At 29.1% G+C, this 14,189-nt stretch carries 13 protein-coding genes; 11 read left to right on the forward strand and 2 right to left on the reverse strand.

Annotated features, from left to right (window positions below; all coding sequences use genetic code 11):
• The first annotated feature begins 8 nt into the window (after positions 1-8).
• Genes B8063_RS01255 through B8063_RS01295 form a run of 9 tightly spaced genes read left to right on the forward strand, consistent with a single transcriptional unit; the run spans position 9 to position 11,302 of the window.
• Positions 9-2,387 carry an efflux RND transporter permease subunit gene (locus tag B8063_RS01255; RefSeq protein ID WP_085068705.1) on the forward strand — a complete coding sequence of 793 codons (2,379 nt, stop codon included), beginning with the start codon at positions 9-11 and terminating at the stop codon, positions 2,385-2,387.
• Positions 2,384-2,929, forward strand: a complete 546-nt coding sequence (locus B8063_RS01260) for a CvpA family protein (protein ID WP_085068707.1) — start codon at positions 2,384-2,386, stop codon at positions 2,927-2,929. Before B8063_RS01255 ends, B8063_RS01260 begins: the two co-directional genes overlap by 4 nt.
• Positions 2,883-4,364 carry an amidophosphoribosyltransferase gene (gene purF, locus B8063_RS01265; protein ID WP_085068709.1) on the forward strand — a complete coding sequence of 494 codons (1,482 nt, stop codon included), beginning with the start codon at positions 2,883-2,885 and terminating at the stop codon, positions 4,362-4,364. The genes B8063_RS01260 and purF overlap by 47 nt, the downstream gene beginning before the upstream one ends.
• Entirely contained in the window at positions 4,364-4,921 is a 558-nt protein-coding gene (locus tag B8063_RS01270) for an HD domain-containing protein (protein WP_085068711.1), read from the forward strand. The genes purF and B8063_RS01270 overlap by 1 nt, the downstream gene beginning before the upstream one ends.
• A gap of 10 nt (positions 4,922-4,931) precedes the next feature.
• On the forward strand, positions 4,932-6,869 hold the full coding sequence (locus tag B8063_RS01275) for a thioredoxin domain-containing protein (protein ID WP_085068713.1): 1,938 nt from the start codon (positions 4,932-4,934) through the stop codon (positions 6,867-6,869).
• A gap of 1 nt (position 6,870) precedes the next feature.
• Positions 6,871-8,166: a glutamate--cysteine ligase gene (locus B8063_RS01280; RefSeq protein ID WP_085068715.1), complete on the forward strand. Its 1,296-nt coding sequence runs from the start codon at positions 6,871-6,873 to the stop codon at positions 8,164-8,166.
• Entirely contained in the window at positions 8,156-9,085 is a 930-nt protein-coding gene (gene gshB, locus B8063_RS01285) for a glutathione synthase (RefSeq protein ID WP_085068717.1), read from the forward strand. Before B8063_RS01280 ends, gshB begins: the two co-directional genes overlap by 11 nt.
• Complete coding sequence (locus tag B8063_RS01290; protein ID WP_102133172.1) at positions 9,082-9,957, forward strand: DMT family transporter; 876 nt, start codon at positions 9,082-9,084, stop codon at positions 9,955-9,957. Before gshB ends, B8063_RS01290 begins: the two co-directional genes overlap by 4 nt.
• Before the next feature lie 31 nt (positions 9,958-9,988).
• Positions 9,989-11,302 (forward strand): MFS transporter, encoded by a 1,314-nt coding sequence (locus tag B8063_RS01295; RefSeq protein ID WP_085068719.1) that lies wholly within the window; start codon positions 9,989-9,991, stop codon positions 11,300-11,302.
• A gap of 7 nt (positions 11,303-11,309) precedes the next feature.
• Here the strand turns inward: B8063_RS01295 and B8063_RS01300 are convergent, their stop codons facing one another.
• On the reverse strand, positions 11,310-11,756 hold the full coding sequence (locus B8063_RS01300; protein ID WP_085068721.1) for an MOSC domain-containing protein: 447 nt from the start codon (positions 11,754-11,756) through the stop codon (positions 11,310-11,312).
• Positions 11,757-11,766: 10 nt separating this feature from the next.
• Here B8063_RS01300 and B8063_RS01305 point away from each other — a divergent pair, with 10 nt between their 5' ends.
• Both B8063_RS01305 and B8063_RS01310 read left to right on the forward strand, forming a co-directional pair.
• The gene (locus B8063_RS01305; protein ID WP_085068724.1) at positions 11,767-12,594 is read left to right on the forward strand and encodes a phytanoyl-CoA dioxygenase family protein; all 828 of its coding nucleotides are present in this window, start codon (positions 11,767-11,769) and stop codon (positions 12,592-12,594) included.
• Between the two features lie 3 nt (positions 12,595-12,597).
• Complete coding sequence (locus B8063_RS01310) at positions 12,598-13,011, forward strand: carbonic anhydrase (protein ID WP_085068726.1); 414 nt, start codon at positions 12,598-12,600, stop codon at positions 13,009-13,011.
• 4 nt (positions 13,012-13,015) lie between these two features.
• On the opposite strand, the gene B8063_RS01315 is transcribed toward B8063_RS01310, so the two are convergent.
• Positions 13,016-14,182: an iron-containing alcohol dehydrogenase gene (locus B8063_RS01315; protein ID WP_085068728.1), complete on the reverse strand. Its 1,167-nt coding sequence runs from the start codon at positions 14,180-14,182 to the stop codon at positions 13,016-13,018.
• Positions 14,183-14,189: the final 7 nt, after the last annotated feature.

Genomic DNA, 14,189 nt, shown 5'->3' on the forward strand with positions numbered 1-14,189 from the left:
AATACTGAATGTTAGCTAATTTTTATCAAAAGAATATTATTGAAAAACCAAAATTTGTTTTTCTTTTCCTTTTAATTTTTTTAATTTTTTTTGGTTATTTCTCGAAAAATTTTAGGCTTGATGCATCATCAGATACTCTTCTTATTGAAGGTGATCCAGACCTAAAATATCTAAATGAGATATCTGAAAGATATGGGGCAAAAGAATTTTTAGTATTAACTTATACTCCAAATGGTGAAATGATTTCATCTGAATCCATAAAAAATTTACTATCACTAAAACAAGAAATTCAAAAATTAGATTGGGTTCATAATGTTATCACCCTTTTAGACATACCTCTTCTTAATAGCACTGATCAACCTCTTTTGGAAAGATTAAAAAATTTTAAATCATTAAAAGATAATGATGTTGATAAAATCAGAGGTTTTCAAGAAATAAAAAATAGTCCTGTATTTAGAAATTTTGTAATAAGTGAAGATGGGAAAACTAGCGGAATAATTGTTTATCTAAAACCCAGGGAAAAAAACAAAGAATTTAAAAACAAGCAAGAGCTAGAAAAATATAAAGATCAGATCAAAAAACAAAATCATGAAAATATTTTAGAGATCAGAGAAGTAATAAAAAATTTTAATAATATTGGTAAAATTCATTTGGGCGGTATTCCCATGATTGCAGATGATATGATGACGTTTATAAAAAACGATATCATTGTATTTGGACTTGGAGTATTAATTTTTATTATAGCAACACTCTGGTTTGTCTTTAGAAAATTAATTTGGATTATAGTGCCTATAAGCAGTTGTTTTTTTTCTGTGGTAATTATGATGGGGCTTTTAGGTTTAGTTGGATGGAAAGTTACAGTTATATCCTCAAACTTTATAGCTATGATGCTAATCCTTACAATGGCAATGAATATTCATATGAGTACTCGATTTCTTCAACTCTCAAAAAAATTTCCAAAAAAAACAAAAACTAGTATCCTATTAATGACTACAAGTAATATGTATTGGCCTATACTTTATACTGTTCTTACAACTATTTGCGCTTTCTTATCTTTAATTTTTAGTGAAATTAAACCAATCATTGATTTTGGTTGGATGATGACAATGGGATTGCTTACGTCTTTTATAATCACATTTACACTACTACCAACTTTGTTAAATTTTATTGAAAGCTCAAATATCAATATAAAAAAGGATCAAAGGTCAAAATTTACATATTTTCTTGGTAATTTTGCAATTGATAGAAAAAATATTATTTTTGGAACAACTGTACTTGTTATTATTTTAAGTGTTGCTGGTATTTCAAAATTAGAGGTAGAAAATAGTTTCATCAATTACTTCAATAAAAATACCGAAATTTATAAAGGCATGAAATTAATTGATGAAAAGTTAGGTGGCACTACTCCTTTGGAGGTAATACTTAAGTTTCCAAAAAATAAAGAGGAAAAGTCTGATGATGATTTTGAAGATGATTGGGGTGATGAAGAGCAAAATAATGACAAATATTGGTTTACTAAAGATAAAATTGATAAAATTAATAATGTACATAACTATTTAGACAGCTTAGAGCCAGTAGGCAAAGTACTTTCTTTTTCCTCTATAATTAAAGTTGCAACTCAACTAAATAACAACAAGCCATTAGGGACACTAGAAATGGGTGTATTGTATTCAAAAATTCCTGATACAATTAAAAAAGAAATAGTTGATCCTTATATTTCAATAAAAGACTCAGAGGCACGAATAAGTTTAAGAATAAAAGATTCTTTAGAAGATTTAAGAAGGAATGACTTAATTAATCAAATTAATTTCGATTTAGAAAATAAACTAGGACTTAAAAAAGATGAATTTAAATTGGGAGGTGTTCTAATTTTATTTAATAACTTGTTACAAAGTTTATTTAAATCTCAAATATTAACTCTTGGTTTTGTTATGGTTGGGATATTTATTATGTTCATTATTTTATTTAGAAATATCAAATTATCCTTAATTGGGGTTGTTCCAAATTTTATAGCTGCTTTTTTTATTTTAGGAATTATTGGATTGGCAGGTATACCATTGGATATGATGACAATTACTATTGCTGCAATAACTATTGGTATTGCTGTTGATAACAGTATTCATTATATCTATAGATTTAAGGAAGAATTTGCCAAAATTAAAGATTACGACAAAACTCTTCGAGTTTGTCACTCAACTGTAGGGGTTGCCATATTAAATACCTCAATTACAATTGTGTTTGGATTTTCTATTTTAGTATTATCAAATTTTATTCCAACTATTTATTTCGGTATATTTACAGGTATTGCAATGTTATTGGCGATGATATCTGTACTAACTCTCCTTCCGTCTTTATTATTAGTTATTAAACCATTTTCAATTAAGTGATTGATCATATTCAAGATATTTTAGAAAAAATTACTGTATTTGATTACTCTTATATAATTTTAACAATTTTGTTAATGATTAGAGGGGCTTTTAAAGGATTTGTATTATCAATTCTATCAGCAGCAAAATGGGTATTGGCATATGTTTTAACAATTTTTATGTTTCCAAAAGTCAAACCCCATGTAGAAAATATTTTAGACAACGAATATGTATTAGATGTAATTTTGGGAGTTAGCTTATTTGTATTAATAATTTTCTTAATATTGATGATTAATAAAGCAATAAGTAAAGCTGTAACCTATTCAGGTATTGGAACAATAGATAAATTTTTTGGTTTGATATTTGGAATCGTTAAATCCTATGTAGTTGTAGTTTGTTTATTTACAGCTGCTAATATTGTTTATAATTATGAAAAATGGCCTTTAAACTTGAGGGATTCGTTTACGTTTCCAATGGTTGAAAAAGGTAGTAAGTACCTTATAAAAGAATTTCCCAATGAAAAAGAATATCAAGACGCTAAAGAAAAAGTTCAGGATATATAGTCCAAAAATCAAGGAAGAGTGCGGTGTTTTTGGAATAAGCAACTCTTCAGACGCATCTACCTTAACAGCTTTAGGTTTACATGCTCTGCAACACAGAGGTCAAGAAGGATGTGGGATTGTTTCATTTGATGGAGAAAAATATCATTCGGAAAAAAGGTTTGGTCTTGTAGGAGACAATTTTAATGATGAAAAAGTATTAAAAAATTTACCAGGAAAATTTGCAATTGGGCATAATAGATATTCAACAACAGGAGGAACTGCTTTAAGAAATGTACAGCCATTCTTTGCAGATACAAATTCTGGAGGAATTGGTGTAGCTCACAATGGAAATTTAACTAATGCTATAACCTTAAGAAATAAAATGGTTGAGGAAGGATCAATCTTTTACACAACTTCTGACACTGAAACTATTGTTAAACTAATTGCTAAATCAAAAAGAGGTAGAACAATTGATAAAATAATCGATGCTATATTCCAAATTCAAGGAGGATATGCTTTGGTTATGATGACTCAAAACAGCTTAATAGGAGTTAGAGATCCACTTGGTATTCGTCCTCTCGTTATTGGAAAGTTAAAAAATTCCTATGTTTTTACTTCAGAGACATGTGCTTTGGATATCATAGGTGCAAAATTTATAAGAGAAGTTGAAAATGGAGAAATTGTTTACGTTGAAAATGATGAGTTACAAAGTTTAAAACCCTTTCCACCAAAAAAAGTAAGGCCTTGTATTTTTGAATACATTTATTTTTCAAGACCCGATAGTATTTTAGGTGGGAAAACTGCTTATGAGTATAGAAAAAATTTTGGCGCGCAATTAGCTAAAGAGGATACTTTTGATGCTGATTTGGTTGTGCCGGTGCCAGATTCTGGAAATGCTGCAGCACTAGGTTATGCTCAAGAAAAAAAAGTAAAATTTGATTTAGGTCTTATTAGGAACCACTATGTTGGACGAACATTTATTGAGCCCTCTCAGCAAATTAGAAGCCTTGGAGTAAAATTAAAATTAAATGCTAACCTATCAGTAATTAAAAATAAAAAAATAATATTAATAGATGACTCGCTTGTCAGAGGAACGACCTCATATAAAATAGTTAAGATGTTATATGATGCTGGAGCTAAAGAAGTACATGTTAGAATTGCTAGTCCTGAAATCAAATATCCTGATTTTTATGGTGTAGATACCCCTACAAAGAAAGAACTATTGGCCGCTAACAAAACTGTAGATGAAATAAAAGAATTTATAAGTGCACAAAGTTTGAAATTTTTAAGTTTAGACGGGCTGTATAAAGCCATGGGATTTGAAAAAAGAAATGATAACTATCCTCAATTAACAGATCACTATTTTACTGGTGATTATCCAGTAAAAATAATTGACGAATTAGGTGGGGATAAAGTTACTCAATTATCACTCTTAAGTACTGGTTCAAATAACTGATGAAAAAAGTAAGTTTTACTGAAATGAAGCATGGAACCAAAGAGGATTATGCTCTTTTAGACAAACACGAAAAAGAATATGAAAGAAAAACTGCTGATAGAATTTTAAACTATCTTTCAAAACTAGATAGCACACTTGAAGGATATAAAGTTTCAAGATTAGAACATTCTTTACAATCAGCGACTAGAGCATTTAAGAATGGAGAGAGCGAGGAAATGGTTGTTGCAACTCTATTGCATGATATTGGAGATGAACTAGCTCCGATGAATCACTCGCAGTATGCTGCATCAATATTAAGACCTTATGTATCTGAAAAAACTCATTGGATCATTGAAAAACATGGTTTGTTTCAAACTTATTATTCAGCAGAACATTTGGGTGGAGATAAAAATGCTAGAGATAGATATAAAGATCATAAATATTATCAAGCAACTGTTGATTTTTGCGAGAATTACGATCAATGTTCTTTTGATCCAGATTACAAGTCAATGACATTAAAAGAATTTGAACCTATGGTAAGGAAAATTTTCGCAAGAAATCCTTTCTATCATCATTAAAATCTTAAATATGACTAATCGACTTGCCTATGAGAAAAGTCCTTATCTTAAACAACACGAAAATAATCCTGTTGATTGGCATCCTTGGAAAAGTGAAACTTTAAAATTAGCTAAAGATGAAAAAAAACCAATTTTTTTAAGTGTTGGTTATGCCAGTTGTCATTGGTGCCATGTTATGGCTCATGAAAGTTTTGAAGATGAAGAAACGGCAAAAATAATGAATGAAAAATTTATAAATATCAAAGTTGATAGAGAAGAAAGACCAGATCTTGATTATGTTTTTCAGAGAAGCTTATCAATTTTAACTGGTACACAAGGGGGCTGGCCTCTTTCAATGTTTTTAGATGAAAATGGTGTTCCTTTTACAGGAGGTACTTACTTTCCTCCAAAAGAAATGCAAGGAAGACCTGATTTTAGAAAAGTTTTAAATAATGTTTCAGATGTTTATAGAGATAATAGAGAGAAAATAATCGCTCAAGCTTCACAAATGCAGGATATTTTTTCTAAAATTAATCAAAGATCTGCGGTTTTAAATCAACCTCTTTTACCTTTTGTAGATAAAATTATTTCATATTTAGATGAGGAACATGGGAGTTTCAAAGGTGCTCCAAAATTTCCTCAATTTTATTTATTTGATGCTATGTTTTATTTCTATTTAAAAACTAATGATGAAAAATATCTTAAACCAGTGGAAACATTGCTAAAAAATATTTGTTCAAAAGGAATTTACGATCAATTAATCGGTGGCATAGCCAGATATACAGTTGATGATAAGTGGATCATTCCACATTTTGAAAAAATGCTCTATGATAACATTCAGTTTATAAGCCTTTTATCAAAATTTTATCAAAGCACAAAATCTGATTACTTTAAAAGTAAATTAATTCAAACAATAAACTATATAAATACAGAATTTGTAAATGACATTGGATTATATGGGTCAGCATATGATGCTGATAGTGAAGGTGTGGAGGGAAAATTTTATACATGGTCTTTCGATGAACTTAACAAGATTTTACAAACTAATTTAAATATATTTGCAAAAAAATACTTAGTAACTAATGAAGGTAATTTTGAGGGAAAAAATATTCTTGTTGAGCAAAATAATGATTTGGATGAAAAAGAACAAGAAATTATTGAAAGAGCAGAGAAAGATCTAATTCTAATAAGAAACAAAAGAGTTAAACCATTATTTGATGATAAATCTCAAACAGATCAAAACGCATTTTTGATAACAGCTTTATTAAATGCGTCTGTTGTTTTAGAGGATGAGAATATTAAGGAAATTGCTTTTCAAAAGTTCAAAATACTTAAAGAAAAAATGTCAGACAAATTATTTCATTGTTATCAGTCAGAGGAAATTGATGTTTTTCTAGAAGATTATGTTTTTTATTCAAAATTATTATTAAATTTGTACGAAATTGAGGGAAAAAAAGAATATTTAGATGAAGCTTCCAAAATAATGATTGAAGCATGGAATATGTTTTATGACGACAAATCAAAACTACTTCAAAAAAATCCTATCAAAATAAATGATCTTTTCGTTAGTCCCGTTGATTTAAATGATAATAATATACCTAATGGTAATAGTGTTTATTTAACCCAAATAAATAAATTATATTACATAACAAATGATAAACACTGGTCTGAAAAATCACGTACACTTCAACAATCATTTCACCAAGTTTTAAACTCAAATTTTTCACAAATGTTTAGCTTTGTTAAAGCTTTAGATATGTATCACGAAACTATTTCATTTACATTTTATGGCGACAACAAAGAGATAAAAGATTATTTATTAAAAAACTATTTTGATAGAGCTATATTTATATACAACACAGAAAATAACTCTGATTCAGGTGTTGTAATTTGTAAAAATCAGACATGTTCAAACAAAATATCTAGTATTAATGAGATAAATGATTATTTAAAAGGTATAAGTAATTAAAATGATAAATAATAAAGATCAAATTATTAAATATTTTGAAGATGGCATCAAAGATGAAGGAAATCTAAAAGTTGGTGTTGAACATGAAAAATTTATATTTAATAAAAAAGATAACAAGAGAGTTGATTATTCGTCTTTAACAAAAATGTTTTATCATCTCTATGAGTTTGGTTGGAAACCAATCAAGGAAAACGATAATGTTATAGGTCTTAGCAAAGAAGATAAAAATATTACACTTGAGCCAGGAAACCAAATTGAATTATCTGGAGCAAAACTAAGTAATATTCATGAGGCGTGTTCAGAGTCTCATGAGTATTTATTTGAATTAAAACAAGTTTTAGAAAAACTTAATTTTAGAATTATAAGTGCAGGATTTGATCCTATATCCAAACTTTCAGAAATACCAAACAACCCAAAACAAAGATACGAGGTCATGACTAAAGACATGCCTGAAGGTGGAGCATTAAGTTTAGATATGATGTATAGAACATGCGGCACACAATTAAACATTGATTATACTTCTGAGGAAGATTTTTCAAAAAAGTTTAGGTTAGCAAATTATTTAGTTCCAATTAATATTGCTTTATTTGCAAATTCATCAATTATTGAAAAAAAAAATAGCAATTACTTTTCATACAGATCGCATGTGTGGCAACAAACATCACGTGGTGGCCTTCCTAAATTTTTTTTAGAAAAAGTAAATTTTGAAAATTATGCTGAATTTGTAATGAGTATGCCATTATTATTTTTACAATCTGATGGGAAATATATTTCAGGAAAAAAATATATATTTAAGGACTTCATGGATGGAAAAATAAATGAGATTAAAAATTTACAACCAACAGAGGCAGAATTGAGTACGCATCTTGGAACCATATTTACAGAAAACAGATTAAAAAAATATATAGAATTAAGATCTATGGATGCTTGTGGTTGGGATTGTTTATGCTCTGGTCCTGCTTTTAACACAGGACTGCTTTATGGAAATTTAGATGAAGCTCTAGATGTTGTGAAAACATGGGATGTGAATGAAGTTTTAGAGGCTTACAATAATGCACCAAAAAAAGGGCTCTCTACTCCTTTGATGGGCAAAGATCTGTTGTATTGGTCCTCAGTAATATTAAATATTTCTAAAAAAGGACTAACAAACAGAAATATACTAAACAAAAAAGGTATTAACGAGGAAAAATTTATAGATCATTTATTTAGAATTATTGAAAATAAAAAAACAAATGCAGATCATATGTTGTATAAATTTTCTAAAGATGAAAATTTAGCAAACTTATATGACCAATAAAATTATTGCTGTTCAAGGTAATAACTTAAATAACTTAAATCCATTAACAGATACTAGTATATTTCTTGCAAAAAGCGGTGAAAATAGAGGCTATAAAATCTTTTATTATGAACCAGAAAATCTATCAATTAAAAATAAAAAAGTTTTTGCAAATGGAAGTTTTATTAAAATTGATCACTCTAAAAAAAAATTTTTTAAAATAGTTAAAACATCACATATTGATTTATCCAAAGTAAAATTTATTTTAATTCGTCAAGACCCACCATTCAATCTTGAGTATATATCTACAACTTACATTTTAGATACTATTAAAAATAAAGTTAGAGTTATTAATAATCCTACTTCTATAAGAAATATTTCTGAAAAATTATATTCAATGAAGTTTATTAATTTTATGCCTGATACAATATTTACAAAAAAAGTAGAAGATATTTTGCATTTTTATAAAAAATATAAAAAAATTATACTTAAACCAATTCATAGTTACAGTGGTAATGATATTATTTTTATAAATAACAAATTAAATAAAAAACTAATTTCAAAATTTGTAAAAAAACATGGACACATAATGTGTCAAAAATTTTTACCAAAAATAAAATTTGGAGATAAAAGAGTTTTTATAATCAATGGTAAGATTTGTGGCTGTATTTCAAGAGTGCCAAAAGCTGGATCAATTTTAAGCAATATGAGCAAAGGTGCGAAACCAAAATTGATTAAATTAAGTAAAAAAGAAATAAAAATTTCTAAAATAATTGCAAAAGACCTTATGAAAGAAGATATATATTTTGCAGGAATTGACTTTATTGATGAAAAATTAAATGGAGATATAAACGTTACTTCGCCTACAGGATTAAAAACTTTTTTTGATTTATCAAATATAAACCTTGCAGATTATTTCTGGAAAGGTTTGAGAGCTTGAAAAATCTCACAAACCAACAAAAAGGTTCTTTAATGGCTTTTATTGGTGTTATGTTTATAACGCCAGATTCTCTTTTTATTAGATTATCTAACATAGAAACTTGGGGCATGCTTTTTTATAGAGGAGCAATACCTTTTTTAGTTGTGCTTTTTGGACTTATAATTTTTTACAAAAAAAATTTTTTTAATGCTTTATTCAAAATCGGTTACCCAGGATTATTTTATGTAATAAGTTTTTCGATTTGTAATATTACTTTTATAATCTCAATTCAAAATACCAATGTAGCAAATACATTATTAATGATAGCGCTTGCCCCGATGCTTTCAGCGATATTAGGAGCAATTTTTTTAAAAGAAAAACCTGAGAAGAAAACATGGGTTGCAATAATCATCACCTTTACTGCATGTGTTTACATATTTTACGATTCACTCAGCCTTGGTAATTTCTACGGTGATCTTTTTGGGTTAATTACTGCTTTTGGATTAGCTTGTAACGCTAATTTAGCAAGGTATGCAAAATCTACCGATTTAGTACCCTCTGCAGTGATCGGTAAATTATGCGTTGCTATATTTGCCTTTTTCTTCGTTAAAGACTTTGCGCTTGTTGGCACAGATATGATTTTTATACCTATTATGTGCGTTATGTGTGTTGCGATACCATTTGTTTTAGTGACGATAGCCCCACGATTTATAACTGCAGCTGAAGTTAACCTTTTTTTTCTTTTAGAGACAATTATTGGACCAATATGGGTCTGGCTAATTATTAAAGAACAGCCCTCTACCCAAACTATATTAGGAGGGATTGTAATTATAATTACAATTGCAATTCATTCATTATTAGCCATAAAAAAAACACAAACCAAAACTACTTAGCCGCCAGATTTAACTGACAGTAAATATATAAATGCAAAAAGAAGTAAAAAAGTCCTGGGCTCTTTTTATGGGAATAGGGGTAATGATGATTGCTCATGGATTGCAAATGCAATTGATGGGAATTAGATCAGTGCTTGAAGGTTTTAGTGTTTTAACAACTGGTATCTTCATGTCAGGATATTATGTTGGATATTTTATTGGATCAAAAACCACTCCTAATTTTGTATCGAAAGTTGGACACATAAGAGTATTTGCAGCTTTTGCATCACTTGCATCTTTAAGTGCATTATTAGCTGTCGTTTATGTTAATCCAATAATGTGGACTGTAAGTAGATTTGTAACAGGAGTGAGTTTAGTTAGTTGTTATGTGGTAACTGAAAGTTGGTTAAATGACAGAGCTACTAATAAAAACAGAGGTCAGCTGCTTTCAGCTTACATGATGGTTATATTTTTTGGTTTAGCAATTGGTATGTTGTTGCTTAATGTTAGCGAACCTAAGAACTATGAACCATTTATTTTAGTATCAGTATTATTATCAATTGCTCTTGTTCCAATTTTGCTAACAAAAAGACCTGCACCAAAATTCAAGAAAATTGAGACTATAAGTATTGTAGAATTATATAAAATTTCTCCACTTGGTACATTTAGTTCTTTTTTTACTGGTGTAATTCATGCAGCATTTTTTTCTTTAATTTCAGTTTATGCTACCCTTGCAAAATTATCTCTTTTAGAAACTTCAGTACTTTTATTTATTGCAACAATAGCTGGTGTGCTGGGTCAAGGGCCTATTGGATATTTATCTGATAAATATGATAGACGAACAGTTATTGTTATTTCAACTTTTGGAAGCTCAGCTTTAGCGTTTTTATCAATTCTTACTGCTAATGATCCATTACAAAATATATATTACATGAACGAACTAGCATTCAGAAAAATAGTATTTTTTGTAGCTGTTGGATTATATGCAAGCTTATGCCTACCATTATTTTCTTTAAATCTTGCTCACACTAATGATTTTGTACCTAAGACAAAATTTGTTGCAGCAGGAGGTGGTTTACAATTAATTTTTGGTTTTGGAGCAATAAGTGGTCCAATTCTTTGCTCTATCTTTATGGGTTGGTTTGGCTTAAACGGTTTTTTTGTTTTTCTAATACTAATTCACAGTTTAATCGGAGCATTTGGACTTTATAGAATGAGAGTGAGAGAAACTGTTGAAAATCCAGACTCAACTTTTACCCCAGTACCAGCAACTATTACTCCTGCAGGATTAGAGTTAGATCCTGATGCACCTGCAACATTAGATCAAAATTCAAATGCTGATGAAACCCAAAAAACTTTTGGATAAAATTCAATTAATCTAGAACCTCAATTTTATCTCCAGTATTTATACTTGAAGATGTTAAAATCTGACACCTAAGACCACCTTTTCTTAAAAATTCCTTTAAAACATTATCTTGATTTAATGATTCATTAAGATGTCTGCAGGGTCTACATAAATCCATACCCTCAACTTGAACAGATCCAATTTTTAGTTTTTTTCCAACCAAATCATTCAGCTTAATTCCTTTGGTAATTATATTTCTTCTAAAATTAATATATGGAATATTTAAACCGTATTTAATATTGTAATAATCAATGTTCTCAGACTCTATTAGAGATAATTGATTATATGGGTCGTTAAATTCTTTGAAATGCCTATCCCCTACTATGCCTTGATTTGCAATTACTTTAACTGTCTTTACTTCTTGAATTTTTTGATTGTTTTTTTCTGTAATTCCAATTTTAATAACTTCAGGCATTCAAAATAGTATGACTTATCTTTCCTCAAATCAACTTCAACAATACAAGGATGAGGGATTTGTTTCGCCTATAGATGTTTTTTCAAAAGACAAAGCAAAAGAAATTAGAGATGAAATTGAAACTATTGAACAAAGATTGCCTGGAGAATTAGAAAATGCAGGAAGATACAATGCACACCTCATCTCTCCTTTGCTTGATGAAGTAACGCATAATTCAAAAATATTAGATGCAGTACAATCCTTAATTGGTAAAGATATTCTCGTTTGTGGAACAACGTTATTTATAAAAAATCCAAAAGAAAAGGGATTTGTAAGCTATCATCAGGATGCAAAATATATTGGATTAGAGCCTTATAATTGGGTTACTGCGTGGGTTGCGATAACAGACTCAAATGAGCAGAATGGATGTATGAGAATGTGGTCAGGATCTCATAAAGATAACCTTAAAGACCATGATCAAAAATTTAATGAGGGAAATCTATTAACTAGAGGTCAAACAGTAAATGATGTTCCCGAACATGAAACGAAGGCATTAATACTGTCAGCAGGACAAATGTCACTACATCATCCTAAAACGGTGCATGGCTCAGGTTTAAACAAAAGCGATGATAGAAGGATAGGTTTTGTAATACAGAGTTACATAGGAAGTAATGTAAAACAAGTTATAGGAAAAAATAGTGTTCAGCTTGCAAGGGGAGAAGATAAATATAATTTTCATCATAAAATAGGAAGACCAAAATCATTATTAGATACAGATGACATAAAAACAAAAAAACAAGAAAACGACAATCTTCAAGAAATTTTTTATAAAGGGACCAATCAAAAAGGAAATTATTAAATTATGAAAAAAAAATATAAAGCTATGGTTCTATCTTGTATGGACCCAAGATTTCAAACTAAAGTTTCAAATTATTTAAAAAGAAGAAAATTAAACGGTAAATATAGTGCTTTTACAATTGCTGGTGCTGCGGTTGGTGTCACAGCTTCAAAGTTTAAAAAGTGGCACAGTACTTTCTGGGAAAATTTAAATACATCAATAAAAATACATAGAATTGAAAAGTTGATAGTTATAAATCATAAAGATTGCGGTGCAGCAAAAATTGTAAATGGAAAAAAAGAATTTACCCCTCACAATGAAATGAAAATTCATGAAAACTCGTTTGAAAAAATAAAGTTAAATTTAAAGAAAAAACATCCAAGACTTAAAGTAGAATTAAGTCTTATGTCATTAAATGGAAGAATAGATAAATTTTAATCTCTTATTTGAACAATTCGCCAGTAATACTGTGTTGATACATAATTTTCATATCTTCTAAAGAAAGTTTCTTTGGGTTTCCGCTAGTTGATGGGTCGTCAAGTGCCATTTTTGAAAGTCGATCAATATCAATTTTGTCTGGTTCAATAACATCAGCAAGTTTGTGTGGAATTTTAAGTTTTTTTCTCAAGTTTAATGTCCAATTTAAAAATTCATCGAATGTTTTGTTTTGAAACTCTAAATATTCACAAATTTTAACAATTTTTTTTTCAATTGCGTTTTTATTGAATGTCAAAACATAAGGCATAAAGATTGCGTTAGATAATCCATGATGGATATTATTTAATGCATTTACTGGATGGCTTAATGAATGGATTGCACCAAGTCCTTTTTGAAATGCAGTAGATCCCATACTCGCAGCAGTTAACATATTCATTCTAGCTTCAATATTTGACCCATCTTCAACTGCAACTAAGAGCCAGTTATTAATTATTCTTATGCCCTCTAATGCAATTCCATCTGCCATCGGATGATAACCTGGGGCACAATAAGCTTCTAAGTTATGAGCTAAAGCATCCATTCCAGTTGCAGCAGTTATATCTGGAGGTAAACTTTTAGTTAACAATGGATCTAAAATTACAATCGAAGGTAAAAACTTTGGATGAAAAATTATTTTTTTAATTCCAGAATCTTCATTTAAAATAACTGATGCTCGTCCTGTCTCTGATCCAGTGCCTGCTGTGGTTGGAACTGCAATAATTGGTGCAATGCTATTTGAATTTGCTTTTTTCCAATTATCCCCCACATCTTCAAAATCCCAAATTGGTAAATGTTGACCTGACATAAAAGCAATGGCTTTACCTACATCAAGTCCACTTCCTCCACCAAAGGCAATGACACCATCGCAGTTATTTTTTCTGTAAATTCCAACACCTTCATTTACATTTGTTCCCGTTGGGTTTCCTATAACATTTGAATATAATATAACCTCAAAACTATTTTGTTTTAAGTTAGATAAACTATTTTGAATAATATCTGAGTTTGCAAGACCTTTATCTGTAACTAATAAGGGCTTATTTATATTTAAATTTCTACAAGCAATATTAAGATCTTTAATTCTATCTTGGCCTACCCACATAGTTGTCGGATAATTCCAATTAGTTTTTTGCATTTTTAAA

Source organism: Candidatus Pelagibacter sp. RS40 (genome assembly GCF_002101295.1).
In the GTDB taxonomy this organism is placed as follows: domain Bacteria; phylum Pseudomonadota; class Alphaproteobacteria; order Pelagibacterales; family Pelagibacteraceae; genus Pelagibacter.